We start from the raw sequence: 25,462 nt of genomic DNA, 5'->3' as shown, positions 1-25,462 counted from the left end.
GAACGGGGTTTTTTAAGCTCTAAAAGTTTTTTGTGGTTTGAAAATAACCTCAAAAACCCCGCTCCTCAACTTTTTTTTGCCTTGTTTTAATGAAATTTCAAATTATATTCTTTTAATCACAATTGAGGTGTTAATTCCACCAAAAGCAAAATTATTAGTTTGAAAATATTCAATATCTAAATTTCGTCCTGAACCAACGATATAATCCAGATCACCACATTGAGGATCGACATTATTTAAATTAATAGTCGGGTTAAACCAGCCACTATGCATCATTTCTAACGTTAACCATGCTTCTATCGCGCCACATGCACCAAGAGTATGACCAAAATAGCTTTTTAAAGATGATATTGGGGTTTTATTACCGTAGATATTGGCAACAGCATTACTTTCAGCAATATCTCCACGGGCAGTTGCGGTACCGTGAGCACTGATGTAACCAATTTGGCTTGGCTCTAAACCTGCATCTTTGAGTGATTGTTCAATGCAATATTGAATTGTTTCTTGCCTTGGTTGGGTAATATGACTCGCATCACAGTTGGTTTTAAAGCCTATAATCTCACCATAAATTTTTGCTCCTCGAGCCCTGGCGTGTTCATATTCCTCTAAAATTAGTGCACCGGCTCCTTCACCAATAACTAAGCCATCGCGATCCCGATCGTATGGTCTTGGTGATAATTTTGGTGTGTCATTAAGTTGGCTTGTGGCAAATAAGGTATCGAAAACAGCTGCTTCCGAAGGGCATAACTCTTCGGCTCCACCTGCTACCATGATTTTTTGCATACCGTATTTTATAGTTTCATATGCATAACCTATAGCTTGACTTCCAGATGTACAAGCACTTGATGTGGTAATTAATCGACCTTTTAAACCAAAAAATAAACCAGTATTAACTGCAGTTGTATGTGGCATCATTTGGATATAGGTTGTTGCGGTGATGTTGTTAGTATGCTTTTCATTTAACATGGTGGCGAATGATGCAACGGGTTGAGTACTACCTGTTGATGATCCAAACGCAATACCTGTATCACCATTAGTTAGCTCAGGTTCATCTAGTAATCCTGCTTTTTCTAATGCGATTTCAGTAGCTTTAGTTGAGAGTAATGATACTCTTCCCATTGAGCGAATCTTCTTCCGTGTATAGTGATCTGGTAAAACAAAATCATCAATTGGGGCACCAAGTTTGGTATGTAATCCATCGTAAATTTCCCACTCAGGCATGTATCGAACTGCATTTTGAAGTTGTTTTAGTTTGAGCTCAACATCATCCCATTCATTACCAAATGCGGTGACGCCACCTGCGCCAGTTATGACTACTCGTTTTGTCATACCATTCCTCCATTAATAGAAATGACTTGTCTTGTTATATATCCCGCATTATCTGACATTAAATAACTTGCAAGTCCTGCGACTTCGTCAACGTGTCCCATTCGTTTAAGAGGGATCATGTTCATTGCTTCTTTTAAAGCGATTGGTTCCATATCTAAAATACCCGTGTCTATTAGGCCCGGGGCAATGCAATTGACGGTAATTTTTCGTTTAGCTAATTCAAGTGCCAACGCTTTGGTTGCACCAATTACGCCTGCTTTGGCCGCGCTGTAATTGACTTGACCACGATTTCCAACGATGCCAGAAACTGATGATATAACAATAATTCTTCCACCATTACGAAGTCCAATCATGGGCATAATACAAGGATGTAAAACATTGTAAAAACTATCAAGATCGGTATGAATTACAGCTTTCCAATCATCTTGTGTTAAAGCAGGGAAAGCACCATCGCGGATAATACCTGCATTATTAACAACACCGTAATAAGCTCCATATTGTTCAGTATCTGCTTCTATTATTTGCTGACATTGCTCAGTGTTGCTTACATCAAATTGAATTAGTCTAGCTTTTTGGGCGGTTTGTTCGATAATTTTTTGAGTTTCAATCGCCCCTTTTTTGTCACTATGATAATGTATGACGATATCAAAACCATCGGACGCTAGTTTACAGGCAATTGCTTTACCAATTCCTTTGCTTGCTCCAGTTACAAGTACTGTTCGACTCATAATTGTTATCCTTTTAATCGCTGGGAACCAAAAAGTTGGTCTAATTCACTAGGATCAGGTTCATAAACATTTAATTTACCTGATGCAACACATTGTTGATTTATACTGATATCACAATCAAAGTTAGCCAGTTTAGAATCAAAAAGAACTAAATTGGCGGTTATAATTAATTCACTATTAAGCTCAAATGAAGGTAAATTGGTTTTTATTGCTCGCCCTCCAAGTAACATGCCTAATTGTGGTGAGTGATTTTTTTGGGAATCATGATATCCATTCCAAACACCAATAGTTTGTGCCATTAATTCGATAGCATAAAAATTGGGTAGCTGATAATTATCAGTTAAAAATGGAGAAAGTATGCCATCTTTGGTAACTTGAACACTGCAAATGCATTGTTTTTCATCGACTAAATGAACTTTCTCAATCATGATCATGGGAGTTCTGTGTGGCAAATAGTAACTTGCTGGTTGATATTGCATTATACTTTTCCAATAATAAGAGATGCATTATTGCCACCAAAAGCAAAAGAGTTTGACATAATGATTGGTGTTTGAAGCATCATTTTTTCTGTAACAATATTAATTTTATCTAGATTTTTATCATAAGGTGATACTGAAAAATCTTGCTGGGGTAAATTAATATTTTGTTTAAGTAATAAGTAACTAATCGCCAATTCAGTAATAGCTGCGCTACCTAATGTATGTCCTGTTAAATGTTTTGTTGAACTACAATAAGGTAAGTTTTGCTCAAATAATCGATAAACAGCTCTACTTTCAGCTTGGTCGTTAAGCACCGTTGCCGTACCATGTAAATTAAGATAGCCAATCTGATTTGGTTTTAAGTTTGCATTTTCTAATGCCATTTCCATCGCAACTTGTGCTCCTATTCCTTCTGGATGAGGGGAGGAGATATGATAAGCATCGGATGATTCACCTACACCTAATAATGCAATATCACTTGATTCTTCTTTAGTTATTAACATCAATCCACTGGCTTCACCAATGTTTATGCCGTTACGGTCTTGTGCAAATGGCATACAGGGATTATTCGATAGTGCTTCAAGTGCATTAAAACCATTTATTGGCATTCTGCTTAAACTGTCAGCACCACCAACAATGGCAGCATCAACTAATCCTGATTCAATCAGTCGTTGGCCACTTATTACGGCTTTTGCACTAGATGTACAAGCAGTGGAAATGGTATAGCTAGGACCTTGTAAATTGAGTAATTCTGTTAAAAAACACGATGGATTACCAAGTTCTTGTTGGTGATAATAGAAATGGGGTTGACAATGATGTGTCTTTAAATAGTGCTCAATATTAACGTCGCCTTCGTGTATTCCAGAAGTACTAGTACCCATTATAACCGCAATTTTTTTTGGTCCATATTTTTCGATAACTTGTTGTATCTGCTGTTTAATTTGTAAATATGCAGCATAAAGTAATTGATTATTTCTTGTAGCATATTGCATCAAATTGTGAGGAATGGAGGGCAGCTCCCCCGTTACTTTACCTAACCAAGTATTTTGGCCATTTAATAACCAACCCTTTTCTTGAGTCAAGTAGTGCTTTGCACAATAATTTTGGGATAAATTATCGATTATCTGTTGTTTGTCATGTCCTAATGTGTTTATCGCGCCAAGCGCAGCAACATAAATCATCTATTCCATACTCTTAATTGTAATTTGATAACCAAATATAGCATGTTGAATTTTAATTGGTTTTCTAATGTCTGTTGAAGATTTTTGGTTATAAGTTATCTTAATGATTGTTTGTTTTTTATCATTGACAAGGGTCCTAAATAAGTCGTTATCAATGAGTTGCCAATTCGCCGGTAATACGTTTTGCCATGAAATTGTTGGTAATATGCTTAGCATTATGTCTGATAATACTTGCTCAGGAGGGGGAAGTTGCTTAACAAATATATGTTGTTTTGCTTTAACTTTACTACCGTCGTATTCAATTTCAAACAAACGAATACCTATAGTGGATAACCCAATTACTTTCAATTGGTTATCTTTGATATCAACGATTACTATTACCGAGTTTTCTTGATTGTTATATTTAAAGGTTAATAGTTGTTGATCGTGATAGTCTTGAGTTAGATTTATCTTAGGCAAGTTAACTTTGGTTTCTTTGGTTAACCAAGCTTCTGATTTAGGTTGGGACGAGCAGGCTGAAATCAACATACTTAATAATAAAAAAGTTAAATATAAATATTTCTTCATCCTTTTGTCCCTAATATTTCTTGTCTATTATTGATGACTAGTGGTGCAAATAAAAATGCTGTAAAAATACCGCCAGTTAATACTAATCCAAATCCTTTTATGGCAACGGTATGGCTTATTATTAATAACCCAAAAGATAATATAGTAGTCAATGCCGCCATGCTTACTGCTAATAATGCACTTTGGTTTTGGCTTTTATTGTTGCTCAAAAATAGACTATAGTCGATACCAATACCAATAACAAGAATTAGTGCTAACATTGAGAATAAATTAAGAGTTTGATTGGTTATGCCATTAATAGCTAATGCTATACCTGTTGATAATAATGTAGGTAATGTGCTTTTTAATGCAGCTTTTAAACCATATTTGCGATGATAGAAGATAAAGCAAGAGCAAATAAGAATCACTGCACCAGCAATCAGCTGGGATAATTGTATTCGGTAATGGGCAAACATAGTGTTAAATTCTTCACGGCGATCAAGCCAATAGATTCCTTTATCTACTTCCGATAATTTTTTTATTTCAATGATATTTTTAATTCCATTTATTGGAATTAAAGTCGCGCTTTTTCCCGTTGGTAAGGTTAACCAAAGTAGTTTTCGACCTTGGCTAAGTTCACTTTGTTGCCATAGTTCTGGTGTAATAATTGGTTGTTCAAAAGTAGGTAAGTTAGCCTTAATTCCCATTTGTGTTAAAGAGGATATAATTTCAGGACTATATTGTTTAACAAATTCGATATTTTCTTGCTGTTTTTGGAATGAAGGTAAGTTTATGCTCTGATATTGTTCAAAATAACCTTCTGATTTTGCAAGTTCAAGTTTAGGTAAAAATTGTTCAAGTCGTTGTAAGGTTTGTTCAGCTGTATCACCAAAAACAACAAACCATTTTTGATCTGTTGTTTGATGGGTAATACTGATAATTTTTTGTTCTTGTAGTTGTAATTGTTCTGGCAATGCTTGTAGTTTGGCAATATCGTCATCAACTTTTAAATTAATAAACCCATAACCGATAAATAATAGAGCGATTGATACCATTATCAATTGCATCTGTTTATTTTTCCATAAATTTAGCCAGCTACTTAGTAACTTATAACCAACATCTTCACGTACTGGTAATTTGTTAACGAGCAGAGGATACCAGCATATTACAGTTAAAAAAGCACCGAGTAGACCAAAAACTGCAAATATTGATAATTGCTTTAAGCCCGGGAACGGCGCAATTAATAAGATTAGATAAGCAATAAAACTTGTGCATAACGCTAACGTCAAAGTTGAAATGAGTTTTTTTAAACTTGCATAAGGTGATTCTTGATTACCATGTAGCAGTCGTTCAGTTAAGTAGTGCAGTGAATAGTCGACAGTTATTCCTATTACACTAGTACTCATAACAATTGTCATTATGTGAATTTCACCAAATAGGCTTAAAACAGCCACTAAACCACAAATAATTCCAACAAAAATTGATAGTATCGATAAAATAATTGGTCTTATCGATCGAAATACACTAATTATCAATATGATAATGCCTATAATTGATAAGCTACCGATGGTTGTTATATCATCTATAGCTTCACTGCTTGCGTAATCACTATAAAAAAGCACGCCTCGTTTTAAAATTTCAACATTTGGCCACTTTTCATGTAATTGTTTGGTAAGTTCATTTAATTGTGTGGTAATTTGGTGAGATTGGCTCATGTTAAATGATGAATTATTTAACTCAGCAAAAATCATGTACCATTGATTGCCTTGGTCATCTTGTCCTGATAACCAATTATTTTGAATGGTCAACCCACCTGAGTTAGCCAGTTGATTTAATTGAGATGAACGAGTTAATAATAATGGATCATTTTCCAATTCAGTTGCACTTATTCCGCTAAAAGGAGAATATAGCTGGCTTTTTATCCAATTCAGCTGAGTGCCATTTTTTAATCTTTCACTAGTTTTTGAGTCCAGTAGCTGATAACGATATTGAAAAGCAAATTTTCCCCAATTTTTTTGAAATGTTTCATCAAAATAACCGTTTACTTGGCTAATAAAAGATTGTTTTTTTAGGGTTTGATACCACCAATTAACTGGTTCTAATTCGCCATTAGTGGGCTTAATCAACCAGACAAGTTGCCTATCTAATCGATTTTGAAAACCATCAATAAGTTCAGTAGGAACATTGTTGGTTTGCTCTTTAGGTAATAGAGATAAAACACTACTGTTGATTTTACTATTAGCTAAAAGGTAATAAGCAGCAAGAATCAGACAAGCGACCATCATCAACCATAAGATTGCTCTTCTTTTTAATGTTAATTGATTATCTGAATAGCAATTGTTCATCTTGATTTAATTTTGTCGTTTTATGATTTTTGAATGTAAGCTCTGTTTTGTCATTTTGCATATCATTAATAGTGACTTTTTCTAAATAGGATTTTCCACTAAGAATAATTTGTTTAAAAATTTTATTTAGCGGTGCTAATTTAGGTTTTAGCGTTAATGTCCAAATATTATTTTGTTCGGTGACTGTTATATCAAAATTATTTTCAAGCATCTCTTTATCTGCAGTGAAAATTGCCGTTAATAAATGATTGAACTGAAATAGCTGAGGTTGTTTTTCTGCAGTTATTGTTTCTGGAGTTTGGTCTTCTATGCGTTGTTCCATTCGCTGTTGATTCATTTTCAATGTCATAGCAAATGGTGTATTTTGTTGCCACCATAGACCTAATTCCTTAGATATTATCATCTTTCCCGTTGAATGGATGGGTGAGGTTAAACCATTAATATAGCGATCTTGGGTAAAATCAGCTCGAACAACTTGGTTTTTGCTAAATAGCAGTTGTATATCACTTAGCGTGATTGCACTCGTTATTGTTGAGAAAGTTAATAATAGTGTTGTTGCGAAAGCAACTAGGCAATTGTTCATTTAATTAATCCAAAGCAATTCAAAAATATATCAGGTGTAACAAAACACATTTCCTGAGTATCTGTAGAGACCGCAACTTGAGTTGTGTAGCCAGAAGTTGTTTTTTTACCAGTTTTTTTATCTTTTATTAGGTAGCTAATTTTTATGCGATGCTCATATTCTTCTAGTTTGGCAAAGATTTCTAAAGTTTGTTCTGCAAGGGCGGGTGCTGTATATTTTATTCTTGCATCGACAATAGGCCAAATATAACCCGAATCAACCATTTCTTTATAACCATAATTAAATTTTCGAAATAATGCTTCGCGAGCTTTTTCAAAAAATTTAAGATAATTACCATGCCAAACCACGCCCATGGCGTCTGTGTCATGGAAAGATGGTTTATAGTCGATGGTGATATGACAGTGATTAAAATTATTCATTTTTATTATTCGTTATTTCAGGTGGATTAAATTGCCAAAAATCGAAAAAATTGAACCAATCAAGTGGTGATTGTAAACAATAATATTCTAATCGATTGGCATAATACTCAATGGTTTGTTCTAGTTCCGCTTGTCTATTTTTTCTAGATAACTTTAGCTCATCAGTAAAATGTTCTAGATATATTTGGAATCGACCATTGGGTTTTAATCCCCAACAAAAGTAAACGGGGAACTTTAATGCAGAAGATAGTATAAATGGCCCTTTAGGAAAAGGTGCAGGTTTACCAAGGAAATTGGCCCAAACAATAGCATTTTCTGGCACTCTTTGGTAAGGATTAATTGATGTTCTGTCAGCAATGATAGCTACCCATTCACCAGCTTCAAGCTTTTGTTGCAGTATTATGGAAGTATCCGCTCCTAATGTAGCAACTTCTATTAGATTGATTATTGAATTTTGATTAACCTGTTTTAATACTTTGTTAAATCGTACAGCATTACCTTTATGCACTAAAGCATTTATTGTCACATTATGGGATAATTCTGCTAGTGCTCGACACATTTCAATATCACCTAAATGTGAACAAATTAAGATAATCCCCTTTTTTTCAGAAATTAGTCTTAAATATTCGCCTTTGTTTGGTGAATAGATATCATCAAGCTTAATATCGCCTTGCCAACTGGCTAGTTTATCTAACAGTGACTCACCAAATTGTTGAAAGTGTCGGAAAGAGGTTAATTTTTTCTTTTCAATCAATGGCACGTTAGGATATTGTTTAAGGATTTTTTCTAAATATGCTTTGGATGCTTGTCGTTGTTTTTTCCCTGTTAACCAGAAATAACTGATAACTGGGAACATGAACATTTGAGCAACACGTCTTCCTAGAAGGCGATAAAGCATTAAAATTAACTGGATCCCCATTAAACCTTTGCGTTCGTCAGTTTGAGACCAGTGACTATCTTTATTTTTCTTACGTCGGTTTTGTTTTATTAATGCTGGAATTCGTGGCAACATGCCAAAAAATAGTCGAGTATGCATCCAAGTAATTAATAGGTTATCTTTGAATGCGTTAAAGTGAGAAACACCATCAGCGGGATAAGTGACATGTGTTGGTACAAAAATAGAATCAGTACCTTGCCAATATAGTCGAACCATTATGTCGGTGTCAAAATCCATTTTTTTACCAATTTGTTGTTGACTGATGAGGTGACAAGTCTGTTTTAATGGATAGACACGAAGCCCACACATGCTGTCCTTAATATTAAAACTTAAGGTTTCAATCCATACCCAAAAATGGGTAATATATCGCGCAATAAGTCGGTGTTTAGGAACTGAATCATCATAGATAGGACAACCAGATATTAAAGTGTTGGGATTTAATTGTGATTGTTCAATAAGCTGTTTGACAATTTGGCTATCATGTTGGCCATCAGCATCTATCTGAATGGCATAAGCAAAACCATGATCTAATGCGTGACTAAAACCACACATTACTGCCGCACCTTTACCTTCATTTTTAGTTAAATGTACTAAATTGACCCATGCATATTGTTTTGCTATTTCTGTCAGTTTTTGTGCATGTTCATACGAGCTACCATCATCAATTAGAAAACAAGTCAATTGATAATGTTCAATATTTTGTAAAACACGCGGTAAAGCATCACTATGATTGTAACAAGGTATAATAAAGCAATAGTTTTTTGATAGCGAAGGCTCAATTACTGACATAGTGTAAGCTTTCCTGTACTTGCTATGTTGCCATGCTGTGTAATAAAACTATAAGTGAATTTTAGTTTATTTTCATTCCAGAGTAGCGTTAGTTTTAGGCGATCATTAGGTAATATTGGCGATTGAAATTTTACCACCTCGATGGACGATATTGATAAGTTTGGATTAATTAATTTTTGGGCATAACCAATTACCCAATTAACCTGAGTCACACCTGGTAACACTGGTTGTGTAGGAAAATGCCCTTTAAACCAAAAAAGATCTGGCGGTATTGTGATTTCAATATTAGCTTCTGTTTCAGTTTTACTAATGCTTATTTCGTTGGGAAACTCTTTTTTCATATCTTATTTGGAGTATCGAATAATGCTTTTAAGTCAGTATATGTGCATTTTCCTTGCAAATTTTCCGGAAAACTTTCAATAAAACGCCATTTCTTAGGTATTTCAACTAATGATAATGTATCTTTAAGTAAATGTCGAAAATATTGTGTAAGTTTGAAATAATTAAAGTTATCTATTTCCTTACTATGAGATGGTTTTATTTTAATGATGGCGGCCAATATTGTTCTATTGTTTTTTTCTAAGGGAATAACAATTGCTTTTTCAACGGCTGTAATTTTATTGATCTGGTTCTCTATATAGGTTAAAGATAGGCGTTGTTCTGCAATTTTGACTATTTTATCCATCCGGCCTTTTAAATAAAATTTAATGTCATCTATTTTTTGTAATTTATCATTTAGTAATTCAGCTTGTGGTAATAAAGGTGATATTAATAATGGTTGTTGATTGGGGGTATATTTTAATTGTAATGGGTAAAAGAGTTCCCAAGGTGTATTAAGCGATTTTTGTTGTCTTTTGGCTATAATACCAGTCTCGCTTGAACCGTAAATTTCATAAGGTAAAACATTGAAATTCTGTAAACAAAATTGGGCATTTTCAAAACTAAGCTCTCCACCAGATGAAAATACACAAGTACAGTTAATAGTAGATAAATTATGATCTAAATTTTTGATAATTGATGGAGTTGTGATGTAAGTAATGTTTTTAGATTGATAAGTTGCTAATTGTTCTTGATAGAGTATTGTTTCACAAACAAAAGGTATTTTGGAGCTTAAAGAAAGCATTATTTTAAAGGTTAATCCATACATGTGCTCATGTGACACAGAAGCAATAAGTAAGTCACAAGGTGAAACTTTTAAATTATCTATTAATATATTAATTTCTCGCTCAAGTTGAGAAATAGATTTTTTAATTGGTTTTGGCAAACCTGTTGAGCCAGAGGTGAATAATGTAAATGATGTTTGTTTAAAATCCGGATTATTTTTTACTGATTTAACTGATTGATGTTGATTAATATTGCTGATGTTTATAATTGGCAAATTAATATTTGTAAGATGTGTATCGGTTAATACAGCTTGATAATAGTGTAATAATTCGACATGCCTAGGATTTAGTAAAAGTGGATGCTTTCCTGAATATAAGAGAGCGAGAAATCCTGCAACAAAATTAAAACTATCATCCATGAATAAAACCCAATTTTCTTCAGTATGATTGTCTAATTCATTAACAATTATGCTAATTTGTTGTTTTAGATCTCCAACAGTTAAAGCTAGTTGCTTTCTGAATGCAATTATTTCATTATCTGGTCGTAATAATTGCTCGGATAATAAAACTAATGTTTTGCTTTTTGACGAACAATCCATTCTCCCCCCATTAATAATCCGATAAGAATATAACTTATTAATCCGTTATACATTGTCCACCAATAAATATTATTAATAAGACAAGTTATTAGTGCGATTAAACCATTTAGTATGAAAAATAGACACCAACATATAGTTACTTTTCTTGTATAGTTAATTGCACTTGCTGGTAAATTATCATGTTTTAATCTGGCGAATCTTTCGATAATATTTTGTGGCTGATACAATGAATATCCAAAAAATATTAAGAATAGAAGATTTGTTGCAACGGGGTAATAGAGCAAAAATTGAAATTTGTTAAATATCCAGCTGGTTAATGCTAAAAGCAAACCAAAGCAAGTTGTTACTTTTGCTAACCAACCAATATTTGAAAATAAATTAGGTAAGGCGATTAGCCTTAACACTAATAATGCAGCAATGCATAAAACAGCGATATTAATAATTTGATATTTTAAAGATAAGTAAATAACTATCGGATAGCAAAACAGAATTATTCCTGTCATTGCTTTTATTATTAACTTAAATTTATTCATTATGCTATTTAGCATTTAGCAAATTGTACACTGCATCAACCACGTCTTGAACAGTTCTTACTGCTTTAAACGTTTCAGGATCAACTTTTTTGCCTATCTTTTTTTGTAAATGTACAACTAAATCTACTGCATCAATACTATCTAAGTCTAATTCTTCAAAAAGTTTAGATTCTGGCTTAATCTCATCGGCAGATAATTCAAAAAGCTGAACTAGTGCTGATTGTACTTGTTGAAAAATTTGTTGCTTATCCATTAAAAATCTTCCTTATTACTGTTGAGAATTAATAAAATCAGCTAGCGTTTTAACTGAGTAAAATGCTTTTTTGGTTTCTTCACTTTCTGACGATAAAACAATACCATATTGATTTTTGATAGCAAGACCTAGTTCTAATGCATCTATTGAGTCTAAACCTAAACCATCACCAAATAATGGAGCTTGGGTATCGATATCTTCAGATGTGATATCTTCTAAATTAAGCACTTCGATTATTAATGATTTTATATCATGATGTAATTTTTCCATTTAATTTCCCTTTTATCTATTATTCTTTTTTATGGTTCAAGCGTTAATAATGTTGTGAGATGTCTGGTAAGTTTTCTCGCTGCAACAGTTGTATTTTCTTCTAGAAAGTCATCTATTTTGATTTTTTCACCTACTGTAATATTAAACAATGCCTTTTTTTCAGGGATGTCATACCATTTTTGTTTTTTTATCAACCATGGTGGATTACATTGAATATGTATTATTCGGATATCAGCATGACACCTTAATGCTATGTTAGCAGCTCCTCTTTGTAACGTTATAGGATGATTAGGTATGCTTCTAGTTCCTTCGGGAAATATCAAAATTCTTCCTTTGTTTGATAAGATTTCATTACATTGTGGTAGTATTTGGCCTGATTCACCGTTTAGTATATAACCTGCTGTTTTTATAATGCGGCTAATAAAAAGGTTATTGAGTAACGCACCCTTAACTAAGCAATCACATCGACGCATAACTGAAACGAGAAGAACAACATCTAGCAAAGATGGGTGGTTAGCAACAATTAAACATCCGTCATCGTGCTTTAATTTTTCAACTTCATTAAATTGATAGTTGAAAATACATAATGATTTTACGATCCATAAAAACACTTTAAAGCTAATACTTATGCTGTATTGAGCAATAATAATTCTTTTTTGTTTCTTCCAAACAAATAATCTCAATAAACTAAACCATATCAACGATAAAACGAATAATCCAAAAAGACCAAATATAATAAAACCCAGTGCGGTTGCAAATAATCGCCACCACTGGTTTATAGTATAGAATTTTTGTTTATTTATGTATTTATCGTCCATTGCCAGTCTTGAGATAATCCTTGTATGATGAAATTTTGTTTTTTATTTAGATAAGCATGTAAAAAAGCCAATGATTGAGGATAATTGATTGGATTTTTCTGTGATGTTTTATTAATACTTTGGCATGTTAACTGATTGCCATTTGTTAAGATATAACCTACCGCATAATATGGAATTATTTGATGAATTTCTGTTTGGTAAGATTCAGGAACCATTCCATCAAAATCAATCAATAGTACTTTTTTATCTTTTTGTTGTAGTGTTGGTAGAGCCTCAATCAAACTTTGTTGAAAACCATCATTATTTGCACTAAGCGATGTGATAGGGATAGCTTGCTTGGCAATAATTGTGAATAAACCTGAAGCAGTATTATGGACCGATAATGCAAAATCGGTTGGTGAAATGTCATTAGCTTGATTAAGTGAAACTAGTATTTTATATGTTTTTTCAAGTTCACCATGTTGGCTTGAAAAAATCGCTAAATCCACATTATTATTTTCTATGAGCTCTAAAGCAACTTCAACAGCAAGGCGTGAAGAAATGCTCATTCTTCTTGCTTGCATCATAGGCAGTTTATTGAGTTTGGGTATGTGTAAATCCCAATTGTGATTAATCTGTTTTGACCATAATTGCCAGTCAGATTTGGAGGATAAACCAGCAGATAAAGCAAACCAATTTTCGATTGAAAAAGAAAGTCTCATATTAATATTTTTTAATTAATTCTTTACTTAGCAACTTTTTGTAATATTATTAATTCGATAATACTGAAAAAATCTGATTTATTTATACAATACAGTAAAACAATAAAAAGGCAATACATTGACTGGACAAGAAAACATCAAGTATGGATTCAATAAGGAAATTTATACAGCATTAGAAGCAATTACTGAAGCTCAAAAAATTGCCTTTGCTCCTATATTATTCCAAGCCATAATGTGCATGAAAAACAAAGGAATTTTATCTTCTATTGATCAATCTGGTAAAATTGGTATTAATTTAGAGGATTTAACTAAAAAAGTTTCTTTATCACCTTATGCACTTGAACTTCTGCTGGATGTTGCACTTAGTATGCGTGTTATTTATCAGCAAGACTCCAACTATATTTTAGGTAAAATTGGTCATTTTTTATTGCATGATAAAATGACAGAAGTTAACCTTAATTTTTCCCAAGATATCTGCTACCAAAGTATGTTTTTTCTTCAAGAAGCACTTGAAAAAGGCGAACCGAGTGGCCTCAAAGTTTTTGGTGATGGTAAAACGATTTACCCCATGTTGCAGTCTCTGCCTGAACAAGCAAAAAAAAGTTGGTTTGATTTCGACCATTTTTATTCAGATCACGCTTTTCCTGCTGTTTTACCTCACATCATGAAATTGAACCCTAAACATGTTTATGATATAGGCGGTAATACAGGTAAATGGGCAATTTTTTCGGCTAAACATTTGCCTGAAACTCAAGTGACAATCTTAGATTTACCTGAACAAATCTCAGTTGCAAAAGAAAATATTAAAAAATCGGGCTTTGAAGATCGTATCGATGGTATTGGTGTAAATGTACTGGAAACTGATATTTTCCCTAACCAAGCTGATATCTGGTGGATGAGCCAGTTTTTAGATTGTTTTAGTTCAGATCAAATTGTCCATATTTTGAAAACAATACACCGTAGTATGAATGATGATGCTTCTGTTTGTATTATGGATCTTTTTTGGGATCGCCAAAACTTTGAGGCAGGAGCATTAAGTTTAAATGCTTCTTCTCTCTATTTTACTTGTTTAGCAAATGGTAATAGCCGTTTTTACCATTCAAAAGTATTTTATCAATGTCTAAATGAAGTAGGGTTTCACGTTGAGGAAGATATTGATGGGATTGGATTTGGACACACTTTATTAATATGTAAAAAACGTTAATTAAAATTATCCTTAAGGAGTAAACAATGAGATTTTTTAAATATATTGCAGCATTCTTTTTAGTTTCAATATTATTCGGTTGTGCAAGTAAATATCAAGCGCCAAATAGTATTAGTACCCCAGTTAATGGTTTGACTAAAGCACAAGTTAAACAAGCTATTTTAGATAGTGGTACTAAAGGTAGAGCAGCATTTGGTACTTGGAAAATGCAAGCATTAAATAATGATACTATCCGAGGTCAATTATTCAATCGTAAATTTGAAGTTGTTGTTGATATCCCTTACTCTGCAACAGGGTATTCAATTAAGTATGTTTCAGTTAGTTCAAACTTACAAGGTAGTAATGGAAAAGTTCATCGCAACTACAATCGTTGGATAAACAATCTTGATGCTAAAATTAGAGAAAATATTTTCAGAGCAAAATAACACTTTGAATTTAATGAAATTTATTTTTTAATTAAACCACCTTTAAGCCCAAAAATTGTTTGGGCTTCTTTTTAAGAACAATTTATAGATATTGTAATATGACAATATGTTACTTTTTTAATAATCTGTTATCTCCTAACAATAGTATTAATCGTTAAAATTAACTATCTATTCTTTGCATTGAAGTTTAATATATAACAGTATTCATAAAATGTGATGAATATTAAAGTTCAAGTTCCAATCTTTTCTTTTCTATCTTTTTCTATTTCATAAATTTTAGCACTTGAGGACAATTATTATGTTTCAATGGCTTTCAAATTGGATTTTAGATGGACTTAAACATTCACCAGAAATACTTTTATTTCTCTCACTGAGCTTAGGGTATTTGATTGGTGGTATTCGAATTGGTAAATTTCAATTAGGTGGAGTGGCTGGTTCCCTACTAGTTGCTGTCGCATTAAGCGTGTTTGGTGTTACGGTTGATGCTGGTGTCAAAGCTGTACTTTTTGCTTTATTTATTTATGCAGTAGGGTTTGAAAGCGGACCACAATTCTTTCGTTCATTGGGGGTTAAAACCCTTCGTGAAATCTTTTTAGCACTATTTATTGCCGTTGCTGGCTTTGTTACGGTGCTCGTTTTAGCCAAATTATTCCATTTAGATAAAGGTCTTGCTGCCGGTTTAGCTGCAGGAGGATTAACCCAATCAGCAATAATGGGGACGGCATCAGATGCTCTTACTCAGTTAGGTTTAAGCCCTGAAGAGTTAAGCCGATTACAAGGTAATGTGACTATTGGATATGCCGTAACTTATATCTTTGGTTCACTCGGAGCCATAATTGTCTGTGTTAATATTTTACCGAAAATTATGGGTCGTGAAATTAACGATGATGCAATTCAGGCTGAAGCAGAACAATTACATGGTTCACTTTTATTAGGTAGTGGTCAGAACTTTGCTTTATCTGATGTAACGGGTCGTTTATATCGTATTACCAATAAAGTTAATCAAACCGTTGAAAGTTTAGAAAAGGTGATTAATGGCATAAGCATCGAACGAATCAAACGTGGTAACCGTATTATTGAAGCTGGACCAGAAACTTTATTGAAGGCCAAAGATATTATTTTAGTTGTCGGCCATCGTGATGCCATGATTAAAGCCACTGATTTATTAGGGGAAGAGGAGAATTCGGCACAGGGTATGGATGTGGTTATGAATACTCAAGATGTCGAAATGCGTAATACACGTTATGTTGGTCAAAACTTAACGCAAGTACTTTCATCTGATGAAGTAATGAAACTAAAACATGGTATTTATTTAATTGCTGTCCATCGCGATGGGCAACCATTGCCATTAAATAATGATATGGTGTTCAAATTAGGTGACATTATTACGGTTTATGGTACTGATGGTGACTTAAGGCGAGTAGTTGATAAAATTGGTGCGCCGATAACAAAGAGCGAAAAAACTGACTGGATATTCCATGGTTTAGGTCTTGTCGTTGGCCTTATTATTGGTCTTATTGTAATTCGTGTTAGTGGTATTCCAATTACCTTAGGTGCTGGTGGTGGTGCTTTGTTATCAGGCTTATTATTTGGATGGTATCGATCTTTACATCAAACTGTTGGAAACATCCCAACGGGTGCGGTGCAATTACTTAAAGATTTCGGTCTTGCTGGCTTCGTAGCCGTAGTTGGTCTAAGCTCTGGATTGCAGGCTATTGATACCATTAAAGATCAAGGTATTTCTTTATTTCTAATTGGCGTTGTGGTTACTTTATTGCCTATGTTGCTTGGCATTTACTTTGGTAAGTATGTGCTGGGTTATAAAAATTCTGCAGTATTCGCTGGTGCTTTGGCGGGTTCTCGTAGTGCAAATCCAGCTTTTGGTGAAGTACTAAATAAAGCGGGTAACTCAACACCTACTAACTCTTTTGCTATTACCTATGCTTTAGCTAATGTTTTCCTAACTTTATTAGGGCCATTAGTTGTTGCTTTTGTTTAATTGACATCTCAAATTAAGGATACATGGTTATGAAAAGTAATAATGAATATGCAAAATATGCGAATTTAAGTCCTTTTGAATTGAAAGATAATTTAATTAAACTAGCACAAAGCCATACTGACCGTGTAATGTTAAATGCGGGGCGTGGTAATCCTAATTTCTTGGCAACATGGCCACGACAAGCTTTTTTCCAACTTGGTGTTTTTGCTTTGCAAGAGTCTGAAATGTCTTTTTCATATATGAATGAAGGCATAGGAGGAATGCCAATTAAGGCTGGTTTAACAGGTCGTTTTGAACATTTTGTCCGTCAAAATTATCAAACTCCTGGCGTGTCATTTTTAGGTAAAGCGTTTTCATATATTCGCGATCAACTAGGTCTAGATGAAAATGCCTTCTTACAAGAGATGGTAGAAGGTATTTTGGGCTGTAACTATCCAGTACCTGATAGAATGCTGCATTTTAGTGAAGAGGTGGTTAAAGCCTATGTTCTTTCTCAAATGGGTGCGCAATATTTAAGACGAGATGATCTTGATCTATTTGCTGTTGAAGGTGGTACAGCTGCAATGGCTTATATTTTCAATTCAATGAAAGAAAATAACTTAATCCAAAAAGGTGATAAAATTGCAATTGGTGCACCTATTTTTACGCCGTATTTGGAAATTCCAGAGCTTAATGATTATCAATTGGTTGAAGTGTTAGTTAATTCTGATCCTGATAAAAATTGGCAATATCCTGAAGCCGAATTGCGCAAATTAGAAGATCCTTCTATCAAAGCATTTTATTTAGTTAACCCATCTAATCCGCCATCAGTAAAAATTGATGATAAAAGTTTGAAAATCATTGCTGATATTGTGAAAAAACGTCCAGATTTAATTATTTTAACTGATGATGTTTACGGTACATTTGCTGATGATTTCCAATCCTTATTTGCTATTTGCCCTAAAAATACGATTTTAGTTTATTCATTCTCTAAGTATTTTGGTGCAACAGGTTGGCGTTTAGGTGTGATTGCAATAGCACACGATAATATTTTAGATAACAAAATTAAAGCATTACCAAGCAAAGCTAGACAGATTTTAGATAAACGTTACAGCTCAATTGTGACCGATCCTGAAAATCTTAAATTTATCGATCGTTTAGTAGCAGATAGCCGTGCGGTTGCGTTAAATCACACCGCTGGTCTTTCTACTCCACAACAGGTTCAAATGGTGTTATTTGCATTGTGTGAAATGATGGATACTGATCAAAGTTATAAAGCTGCATTAAAATCATTAATTCGTCGTCGAGCAGCATCATTGTATCAACATTTAGGACTTGAACATCATACTGATGAAAATAGTGTCGATTATTATACCTTAATTGATCTAGAACATATTTGTCGTGAACTTTATGATGATAAGTTTGCTAAATGGATCTTAAAAAATAAAAATCCGTCTGAAATGTTATTTAGAATTGCTGATGAAGCTGGTGTAGTTTTATTACCAGGTAAAGGGTTTGCAGTGCAACATCCATCTGCTCGGGCTTCATTAGCTAACTTAAATGAATATCAATATGCGGCAATTGGTTTATCTATGCGTAAACTTGCACAAGAGTATTATGCAGAGTACCAAGGTAAAGCTAATAAAAAATAGATAATCATACTGATTAACTTATCAACTCTACTATCAAACCCTAGTTTATCTAGGGTTTTTTCTCTTATATCTCTCAAATTTCATTATAAATATTAGTTATTCAATTCTAATAAGAAACAAGTTAATTCAATAATATTGATTTTTTATATCGTTGTTTAGTGGCTTTTTTTATGGATGTGACTGTAAATCATAACGCAATGTTCAACACTATTTCATATAGCAACACATTTTGAATGTTCTCATAAAATTATTACTTTGCATCTAATTTAATCACTTCTCCTTCTAAGTTTATCAATAACGATGTTGTTGATAAAATTTACTTGTCTTCTTTTGTATAATTATATTAAAAATGAGTTAACTTGACAGTACTGCTTAATAACATATTGATAATTTTGCCCAAATCAATCAATTGGGAACGGTAAAGTAGTGGTTCACTACTCACTTGCTCACGGCTTAACAAATCCAATTCAGTAAAGAGGGTTCAATCAAAAAAACCGCCATGAAGCGGTTAATCAAAAATGTAAAATAAATGAGAATTAATTATCATTTATTTTATGAGCTTTCAAAAACGCAGGTCTACTCGTCGCTTTTTGAAGATAGTTTTCAAGTTTTTTGTCCAACGTAATGCCAAATGCTTTTGCAAACATTAATCGATGAGATAAAAAGATATCTGCTAACGTAAAGGTATCACCAATGAGCCATATATTTGTTTCTTTTAGTTCTATCCTAGACAAAACATCAATGGTTTGTTTTTTAAAGTAATCGATAAATTCTGGCCATTGCTTATCTTCAGGAGTAAACAGTATCTGTTTAGCAAGGCAAGAAAGTGGCGTTTCTAAGTCAGTAATCGAAAAACTGATTAAAGAATTGATAATAGCTTTTTCTTGTAAATTCGCAGGGTATAACGTATTTTGTTTCTTTTCACAAATATAAAGGCATATGGCCAACGTTTCACTTAATGAAAAACTCCCTTCCGTTAAAAATGGTACTTTACCAAAAGGATGAGGTGATTTGACGACCGCATTATCTGTGTGTATTTCAACCCGGATTGCTTCATAAGGAAGACCGATTTCTTCCAAAGCCCAGATAACAGCCAAAGATCGTGCTCCAGGTGCCGTGTATATTTTCAAGCTTAATCTCCTTTTAATAAATCAAATAATCGGTATTGCGTAAAAGCAAGCATCCATTTTTGGTTTAAGTGATCATTTCCTATTGCAACTCCAGATGATCATCTTATCTGATGACAGATTGTATAGTAGTTGCTGTATAAAAAAATAATTTTTCATACACCTTTGCATGATATCTGTCAGTATTTTTTGCATTTTAATTGTTCTAATTAGCTGAAATGCAGCAAAAGAACATAAATGTTAATAATCTAATCATTTAATATTATCTAACTCATTATTTCTTAAATTCTTCAGCACTGGCACGAATTTATTTTCAAAGATTCCAAAGTAATCTTCTAAAAGATTAGCCTGATCAGCCCCTGCCTTTTTAATAATTAACTCATCAATCTTAAGATAGGGTAATAATTTATAAAGTTTATTTGCTGCGTAGAAACTCTGATTTAAGCTTATAATTTCATAAATAACCATGCTGGTTGTTACATTCGATAATACTAATGGTAGATTTGTTTTGGTAAAAACAATGGAAACAATAAATTATAACCATATTGCTAGCAACACATATTATGTTTGTCATTCCGCGCACGCAACATTTAGTGTTAGTATGCACGAGAGCGATAAACATCATAAAACGGGCATTCCCGACATCATTACGCTTATGACATTAAAAAAATAAAAAAACCGCTTTAGTAGCGGTTTTTTATTATCTGGAGAAATTAAAATTATGGCAAAAATTTCGGGAGTTTTAACCGACGGTGCAGGTCAAGTTATTAATTAAACTTATTTAATTTTTTATAATAACCACATGCAATTACAAATTTTTGGTCACAAGATTTTTTAAACCATTCTTTTGCAATAGATAAATTTTTAGGTACTCCTTGGCCAAAATAATACATTACGCCTAAGTTGTGTTGAGCATATAAATTACCTTGCTCTGCGGATAATTTATAATAATTTATAGCCTTCTCATAATCTGTAATTGTACTGTTGCCATCAGAATATATCTTACCTAACTTATTTTGAGCTTCTGCGTCTCCGTTGTTTGCTTTCTTAATTAACTCATCAATATCATAAGAATAAACACTAAACGAAAATAAGATAAAAAATATCGCTATTATTTTTTTCATGGTTGATCTCAATAATTAATAAGATGATTATTAAATCATATCCAGTTAAAAGATTTATCTTCAATCTTCAACTTAACATACTCTACCTCATCTTGATACGATTCAAAAATTCCGATTTTGTTTAATCCGTTATTCCGATAAAAGCACTACCAGTCATTGTGTATATCGAGAGAGAGGAAAAATCAAATACGAATCATTTTCGCAATCGTAAATTGAATCGGTGTCTGGGTCGGTTAGTATGTAAATTGTTTTGTGTAGTTTATTGTGATCATGTTATGAAAGATTAATTAGTTTTATTCATCATAACTAATATTTTTCTGGAGTGTGAATTGAAGTGAAAAGTTGGAAAGCGGATCGCAGAAATTTGCTAAAAATGGTATGAGTTTTACCCCAGCAAAAAAATTGATGATGATTTTCACTGTACGTAAAACAGGTATTTTAGGGAAAATAGATATGTTATATTCTAAGTTAATTCTAAGTCATATATCTTGGAAGAGAGTTATTTATTGAGTTTTGAATTGTAACTATTTGATTAATCTCTAGGAAAGATGGCGGAAGCGCAGAGATTCGAACTCTGGGAGGGTCGCCCCTCGCCGGTTTTCAAGACCGGTGCTTTCAACCGCTCAGCCACACTTCCGCAATGGCTGTGAATATTAAAGGAGACGGACTTATTTGTAAATAGCTAATTTAATATTTTTCATCAACTGCTCTAATTTTCGCCAAATTCGGGTCAATTTAGGTAAATTGATATGGTTTACTTACCAAAATTAGTGTTGGAATCTTATTATTTGAGTATAATACACCGCAAATATCAAACCATGTTTTGAAAAATGTTAAATCAAATAGAAACCGATGAAAAAGGCTATCTAAAAAATTGGCAGGATTGGTCTGCTGATTTGGTGTCTGAATTAGCTATTAAAGAGTCTATTGTATTAACTGATGCTCACTGGGAAGTCATTTTATTCGTTCGTGATTTTTATTTAGAATATAAAACATCACCAGCAATCCGTGCGTTAGTTAAAGCAATGGAGAAAAAATTTGGTCCAGAAAAAGGTAATAGTCGCTATTTATATAAATTATTTCCTGACGGACCAGCTAAACAAGCAACTAAACTTGCAGGCTTACCTAAACCTGTGAAATGTATTTAAGTTAAGAGAACAATTATACTCATGATTAGATGGAAACTCCCATTTATATTACTTCTTGTATTAGGGTATTTGCAGTACTCATTATGGTATGGTAAAAATAATTTTTATGATTACCAAGAAAATGTGCAAATGCTTGAAAACCTACATCAAGAGAATGATAAGTTAAAAGCTCGCAACGAACAGATGTTTGCTGAAGTTGAAGATTTACAAAAAGGTTATGAAGCAATAGAAGAACGAGCTCGAAGTCATTTGGGTATGGTTAAACCTAATGAGTATTTTTATCGAATAATTATTGATTCCAACTCACAACAATAAGGTATTACGTGGCAAATAATAGTGATATTATCGCAATCGTTCCTGCCGCAGGAATTGGTTGTCGCATGGATAGTCAATTACCTAAACAATATTTAAAAATTGGTCAAATGACCATTTTAGAACACACCCTACAAAAATTATTAACCCACCCTAAAATCAGTCAAGTAGTAGTGGTGATAAACCAAGAAGATAAGCTTTTTAAAACACTTGACGTTGCATCAAAAGTTAAAGTGACTTATGGTGGTGAAACTCGTGCTGACTCTGTTTTAGCAGGCTTAAACTTAGTTGCTGAAAATCAATGGGCATTAGTCCATGATGCCGCAAGGCCTTGTGTTAGTCATGAAGATATCACTAAATTAATAAATCGAGTTTTACATGAAAACAAAGGTGGAATATTGGCAACCCCACTCAGTGATACGATCAAGCAAGCTTATACAGATGATGCCAATATCATTAGCCACTCTGTGGATCGTACATATTTATGGGGTGCTGCTACACCTCAGTTGTTTAATGCTGGTGAACTTAAAGCATGTTTGAGTAAGGCTTTAAATAATCATGTCGCCATCACTGATGAAGCATCAGCGATAGAGTATTGTGGTGGTCATCCATTATTAATTGAGTGTCGTCGAGATAATATAAAAATTACTCGCCCAGAAGATTTAAGCTTGGCTACGTTTTATTTAACTAATCAAATTTAATATAGGTAGATTATGCGAATAGGTCATGGATTTGATGTACACAAGTTTGGTGGGGAAGGACCAATTATCCTAGGTGGAGTAACAATTCCTTATCAATATGGACTTATTGCTCATTCTGATGGCGATGTAGTTTTACATGCTATCACTGACGCTTTAATTGGCGCATTAGCTTTGGGCGATATTGGTAAACTATTTCCTGATAATGATCCCAAATACAAAAATATAAATAGCCGATTGTTATTACAAGAAGTTTACCAAATTGTTCAATCTAAAGGTTATGAATTAGTTAATTTAGATACAACTATTATTGCCCAAGAACCTAAAATGAGACCTCATGTAGATCAAATGCGCGTTAATATTGCTGAAGATTTGAATGTACATTTTGATCAAATTAGTGTTAAAGCAACCACCACCGAACAACTAGGTTTTACAGGTCGTAAAGAAGGGATAGCTTGTGAGGCAGTAGTACTATTAGCAAAAAAAACAAATACAAAATAAACGATAGGCAAAATAAGTGTTAGCAGAACTTAATTATTTTTATGGTAAACCGACAACTCATGGTTTATATAAACAGCAATTTGAAGATTTCATCGTTATTGAAGAGCTTGGTTTTGAGCTTACTGGTGAAGGTGAACATGTTTTAGTTTATCTTGAAAAGAAAGACTGCAATACGGTCTTTGTCGCCGAACAATTAGCTAAATATGTCGGTATTTCAGCTAAAAATGTCAGTTATGCTGGTCTTAAAGATCGTCAAGCAGTTACCCAGCAATGGTTTAGCTTACATATGCCAGGTAAAGAAACACCTGATTTTTCAAAATTTGACTTAGCAGGCTGTCGAATATTGCAAATTACTCGCCATAATAAAAAATTGAAAATAGGTGCTTTAAAAGGTAACCGTTTTAAAATTATTTTAAGAAACTTAACTGATAATATTGAGCCTAAATTAAACACAATTAAACAATATGGTGTCCCTAATTATTTTGGTGAGCAAAGATTTGGACGAGATCAAAATAACATAACCCAAGCAATAAAATGGGCAACTGGCGAAATATCAGTTAAAGATCGTAAAAAAAGAGGTTTTTATCTTTCTGCTGCTCGTAGTGCTATTTTTAATGATATTGTCAGCCAAAGAATTAAACAAAATATTCAGCAAACGGTGCTCGATGGTGATATATTACAACTATCTAAAAGTAATAGTTGGTTTTTGTCTAAAACTGATGAATTATCACTTTTACAACAACGTTTGCAAAATGGCGAAATTAATATTACTGCACCAATGGTTGGTGATTCGCCATTGGGCACAACATCAGTTGCATTAGAATTTGAAACAAATTGTTTAAAACATTGGTCTTGCTTTGAGGAATTATTCAAGAAAGAACGAATGGAAACAATCAGGCGCTCAATATTATTGCGCCCCGAGCAACTTAAATGGCAATGGATAGGCGAAAATGATATTGAAATCAATTTCTACTTACCTTCTGGTTGCTATGCTACAAGTGTTTTACGCGAATTGATAATTGGAAATGAGTAATGCAAAATTCAAAAATGCAGGCTATGATTAATTTATTGCGCCAGCAGGGAATAAAAGATGATCGTGTTTTAGATGCTATAGCTTCAATACCGCGTGAAAATTTTGTTGATGAAGCGCTTTCTCATCAAGCTTATGATGACCGATCATTACCAATAGGTAGCGGTCAAACCATTTCTCAGCCATATATCGTTGCCAAAATGACTGAATTACTAAGGTTAACGCCGACAGCCAAAGTACTTGAAATTGGTACAGGTTCAGGATATCAAACCGCAGTACTAGCCAAGCTGGTTGATCATGTCTGCTCAGTAGAAAGAATAAAAAGTTTACAATGGAATACAAAACGGCGATTAAAGCAACTTGATATTCATAACATCTCAACTCGTCATGGTAATGGTTGGCAAGGTTGGCTTGAACGAGGTCCATTTGACGGCATAATCGTTACTGCTGCAGCATCAGAAGTTCCTCAAAGCCTTCTAGAACAGCTTGCTGACAAAGGGCGCTTAGTTTTACCTGTTGGTAAAAACAAACAAACGTTACAATTAATTGAGCGTGATGGAGACAATTTTATAACTACAAATATTGGGGAAGTAAAATTTGTACCGCTTGTTGATGGGGATGTTGAATAAATCGCAAAAAATAGAAAATAA

General features: G+C 33.4%; 29 protein-coding genes and 1 tRNA gene. 10 read left to right on the top strand and 20 right to left on the bottom strand.

Annotated features, from left to right (window positions below; genetic code table 11):
• Positions 1-102: 102 nt before the first annotated feature.
• Genes J3T98_RS03500 through J3T98_RS03425 form a run of 16 tightly spaced genes read right to left on the bottom strand, consistent with a single transcriptional unit; the run spans position 103 to position 13,613 of the window.
• Positions 103-1,329, bottom strand: coding sequence for a beta-ketoacyl-ACP synthase (locus J3T98_RS03500; RefSeq protein WP_267362165.1), 1,227 nt, complete (start codon positions 1,327-1,329; stop codon positions 103-105).
• Positions 1,326-2,057, bottom strand: a complete 732-nt coding sequence (locus J3T98_RS03495; protein ID WP_267362164.1) for a 3-ketoacyl-ACP reductase FabG2 — start codon at positions 2,055-2,057, stop codon at positions 1,326-1,328. Before J3T98_RS03495 ends, J3T98_RS03500 begins: the two co-directional genes overlap by 4 nt.
• A 5-nt stretch (positions 2,058-2,062) precedes the next feature.
• Positions 2,063-2,536 (bottom strand): 3-hydroxy-fatty acyl-ACP dehydratase, encoded by a 474-nt coding sequence (locus tag J3T98_RS03490; protein ID WP_267362163.1) that lies wholly within the window; start codon positions 2,534-2,536, stop codon positions 2,063-2,065.
• On the bottom strand, positions 2,536-3,717 hold the full coding sequence (locus J3T98_RS03485) for a beta-ketoacyl-[acyl-carrier-protein] synthase family protein (RefSeq protein ID WP_267362162.1): 1,182 nt from the start codon (positions 3,715-3,717) through the stop codon (positions 2,536-2,538). Before J3T98_RS03485 ends, J3T98_RS03490 begins: the two co-directional genes overlap by 1 nt.
• A complete protein-coding gene (locus J3T98_RS03480) occupies positions 3,718-4,284 on the bottom strand; it encodes a DUF3261 domain-containing protein (RefSeq protein WP_220225025.1) in 567 nt (188 codons plus the stop codon).
• Entirely contained in the window at positions 4,281-6,608 is a 2,328-nt protein-coding gene (locus tag J3T98_RS03475; protein WP_267357597.1) for an MMPL family transporter, read from the bottom strand. The genes J3T98_RS03480 and J3T98_RS03475 overlap by 4 nt, the downstream gene beginning before the upstream one ends.
• A complete protein-coding gene (locus tag J3T98_RS03470) occupies positions 6,586-7,191 on the bottom strand; it encodes an outer membrane lipoprotein carrier protein LolA (protein WP_267362161.1) in 606 nt (201 codons plus the stop codon). Before J3T98_RS03470 ends, J3T98_RS03475 begins: the two co-directional genes overlap by 23 nt.
• Positions 7,188-7,610 (bottom strand): acyl-CoA thioesterase, encoded by a 423-nt coding sequence (locus tag J3T98_RS03465; RefSeq protein ID WP_267336788.1) that lies wholly within the window; start codon positions 7,608-7,610, stop codon positions 7,188-7,190. Before J3T98_RS03465 ends, J3T98_RS03470 begins: the two co-directional genes overlap by 4 nt.
• Positions 7,603-9,336, bottom strand: a complete 1,734-nt coding sequence (locus J3T98_RS03460; RefSeq protein WP_267362160.1) for a glycosyltransferase family 2 protein — start codon at positions 9,334-9,336, stop codon at positions 7,603-7,605. The genes J3T98_RS03465 and J3T98_RS03460 overlap by 8 nt, the downstream gene beginning before the upstream one ends.
• The gene (locus J3T98_RS03455; protein ID WP_065562163.1) at positions 9,327-9,677 is read right to left on the bottom strand and encodes a hypothetical protein; all 351 of its coding nucleotides are present in this window, start codon (positions 9,675-9,677) and stop codon (positions 9,327-9,329) included. The genes J3T98_RS03460 and J3T98_RS03455 overlap by 10 nt, the downstream gene beginning before the upstream one ends.
• Positions 9,674-11,038 (bottom strand): AMP-binding protein, encoded by a 1,365-nt coding sequence (locus tag J3T98_RS03450; RefSeq protein WP_267362159.1) that lies wholly within the window; start codon positions 11,036-11,038, stop codon positions 9,674-9,676. Before J3T98_RS03450 ends, J3T98_RS03455 begins: the two co-directional genes overlap by 4 nt.
• Complete coding sequence (locus J3T98_RS03445; RefSeq protein ID WP_081299456.1) at positions 11,008-11,571, bottom strand: hypothetical protein; 564 nt, start codon at positions 11,569-11,571, stop codon at positions 11,008-11,010. The genes J3T98_RS03450 and J3T98_RS03445 overlap by 31 nt, the downstream gene beginning before the upstream one ends.
• A 4-nt stretch (positions 11,572-11,575) precedes the next feature.
• Positions 11,576-11,824 carry an acyl carrier protein gene (locus tag J3T98_RS03440; RefSeq protein ID WP_065562160.1) on the bottom strand — a complete coding sequence of 83 codons (249 nt, stop codon included), beginning with the start codon at positions 11,822-11,824 and terminating at the stop codon, positions 11,576-11,578.
• A 15-nt stretch (positions 11,825-11,839) separates the two neighbouring features.
• Positions 11,840-12,094, bottom strand: coding sequence for a phosphopantetheine-binding protein (locus tag J3T98_RS03435; protein ID WP_065562159.1), 255 nt, complete (start codon positions 12,092-12,094; stop codon positions 11,840-11,842).
• 29 nt (positions 12,095-12,123) lie between these two features.
• On the bottom strand, positions 12,124-12,912 hold the full coding sequence (locus J3T98_RS03430) for a lysophospholipid acyltransferase family protein (RefSeq protein WP_267362158.1): 789 nt from the start codon (positions 12,910-12,912) through the stop codon (positions 12,124-12,126).
• The gene (locus J3T98_RS03425) at positions 12,894-13,613 is read right to left on the bottom strand and encodes a beta-ketoacyl synthase chain length factor (protein WP_220225017.1); all 720 of its coding nucleotides are present in this window, start codon (positions 13,611-13,613) and stop codon (positions 12,894-12,896) included. The genes J3T98_RS03430 and J3T98_RS03425 overlap by 19 nt, the downstream gene beginning before the upstream one ends.
• A gap of 136 nt (positions 13,614-13,749) precedes the next feature.
• Here J3T98_RS03425 and J3T98_RS03420 point away from each other — a divergent pair, with 136 nt between their 5' ends.
• The 4 genes from J3T98_RS03420 to J3T98_RS03405 all read left to right on the top strand — a co-directional run bounded on the left by J3T98_RS03420 (position 13,750) and on the right by J3T98_RS03405 (position 18,872).
• Complete coding sequence (locus J3T98_RS03420) at positions 13,750-14,817, top strand: methyltransferase (RefSeq protein WP_416380616.1); 1,068 nt, start codon at positions 13,750-13,752, stop codon at positions 14,815-14,817.
• Positions 14,818-14,843: 26 nt separating this feature from the next.
• Positions 14,844-15,242, top strand: a complete 399-nt coding sequence (locus tag J3T98_RS03415) for a hypothetical protein (protein WP_065562156.1) — start codon at positions 14,844-14,846, stop codon at positions 15,240-15,242.
• A gap of 298 nt (positions 15,243-15,540) precedes the next feature.
• A complete protein-coding gene (aspT, locus tag J3T98_RS03410; RefSeq protein WP_267362156.1) occupies positions 15,541-17,241 on the top strand; it encodes an aspartate-alanine antiporter in 1,701 nt (566 codons plus the stop codon).
• A gap of 29 nt (positions 17,242-17,270) precedes the next feature.
• Positions 17,271-18,872 (top strand): bifunctional aspartate transaminase/aspartate 4-decarboxylase, encoded by a 1,602-nt coding sequence (locus J3T98_RS03405; RefSeq protein WP_065562154.1) that lies wholly within the window; start codon positions 17,271-17,273, stop codon positions 18,870-18,872.
• A 536-nt stretch (positions 18,873-19,408) separates the two neighbouring features.
• On the opposite strand, the gene J3T98_RS03400 is transcribed toward J3T98_RS03405, so the two are convergent.
• The 4 genes from J3T98_RS03400 to J3T98_RS03385 all read right to left on the bottom strand — a co-directional run bounded on the left by J3T98_RS03400 (position 19,409) and on the right by J3T98_RS03385 (position 21,760).
• On the bottom strand, positions 19,409-20,002 hold the full coding sequence (locus J3T98_RS03400; RefSeq protein ID WP_267352738.1) for a glutathione S-transferase family protein: 594 nt from the start codon (positions 20,000-20,002) through the stop codon (positions 19,409-19,411).
• A 249-nt stretch (positions 20,003-20,251) separates the two neighbouring features.
• Positions 20,252-20,467, bottom strand: a complete 216-nt coding sequence (locus J3T98_RS03395) for a hypothetical protein (protein ID WP_267362155.1) — start codon at positions 20,465-20,467, stop codon at positions 20,252-20,254.
• Between the two features lie 299 nt (positions 20,468-20,766).
• Positions 20,767-21,123 (bottom strand): tetratricopeptide repeat protein, encoded by a 357-nt coding sequence (locus J3T98_RS03390; RefSeq protein WP_267357621.1) that lies wholly within the window; start codon positions 21,121-21,123, stop codon positions 20,767-20,769.
• Positions 21,124-21,672: 549 nt separating this feature from the next.
• A tRNA-Ser gene (locus J3T98_RS03385) sits at positions 21,673-21,760 on the bottom strand.
• A gap of 193 nt (positions 21,761-21,953) precedes the next feature.
• Between J3T98_RS03385 and J3T98_RS03380 the strand changes: the two genes are divergently transcribed.
• From J3T98_RS03380 to J3T98_RS03355, 6 genes are read left to right on the top strand one after another with little or no spacing between them, the layout of a single operon-like run.
• Positions 21,954-22,271: a TusE/DsrC/DsvC family sulfur relay protein gene (locus tag J3T98_RS03380; protein WP_267362154.1), complete on the top strand. Its 318-nt coding sequence runs from the start codon at positions 21,954-21,956 to the stop codon at positions 22,269-22,271.
• A gap of 21 nt (positions 22,272-22,292) precedes the next feature.
• Positions 22,293-22,586, top strand: a complete 294-nt coding sequence (ftsB, locus tag J3T98_RS03375; protein ID WP_065562145.1) for a cell division protein FtsB — start codon at positions 22,293-22,295, stop codon at positions 22,584-22,586.
• Complete coding sequence (gene ispD, locus J3T98_RS03370) at positions 22,583-23,284, top strand: 2-C-methyl-D-erythritol 4-phosphate cytidylyltransferase (protein WP_416379927.1); 702 nt, start codon at positions 22,583-22,585, stop codon at positions 23,282-23,284. Before ftsB ends, ispD begins: the two co-directional genes overlap by 4 nt.
• Positions 23,285-23,296: 12 nt before the next feature.
• On the top strand, positions 23,297-23,782 hold the full coding sequence (ispF, locus tag J3T98_RS03365) for a 2-C-methyl-D-erythritol 2,4-cyclodiphosphate synthase (protein WP_305054762.1): 486 nt from the start codon (positions 23,297-23,299) through the stop codon (positions 23,780-23,782).
• A gap of 16 nt (positions 23,783-23,798) precedes the next feature.
• A complete protein-coding gene (truD, locus tag J3T98_RS03360; RefSeq protein ID WP_267362153.1) occupies positions 23,799-24,815 on the top strand; it encodes a tRNA pseudouridine(13) synthase TruD in 1,017 nt (338 codons plus the stop codon).
• Positions 24,815-25,441: a protein-L-isoaspartate(D-aspartate) O-methyltransferase gene (locus tag J3T98_RS03355; RefSeq protein WP_267362152.1), complete on the top strand. Its 627-nt coding sequence runs from the start codon at positions 24,815-24,817 to the stop codon at positions 25,439-25,441. Before truD ends, J3T98_RS03355 begins: the two co-directional genes overlap by 1 nt.
• The last annotated feature ends 21 nt before the right edge of the window (positions 25,442-25,462 follow it).

Source organism: Gilliamella sp. B2772 (genome assembly GCF_026536985.1).
Classification (GTDB): Bacteria; Pseudomonadota; Gammaproteobacteria; order Enterobacterales; family Orbaceae; genus Gilliamella; species Gilliamella apicola_E.
This window is presented reverse-complemented; position numbering and strand designations above follow the sequence as displayed.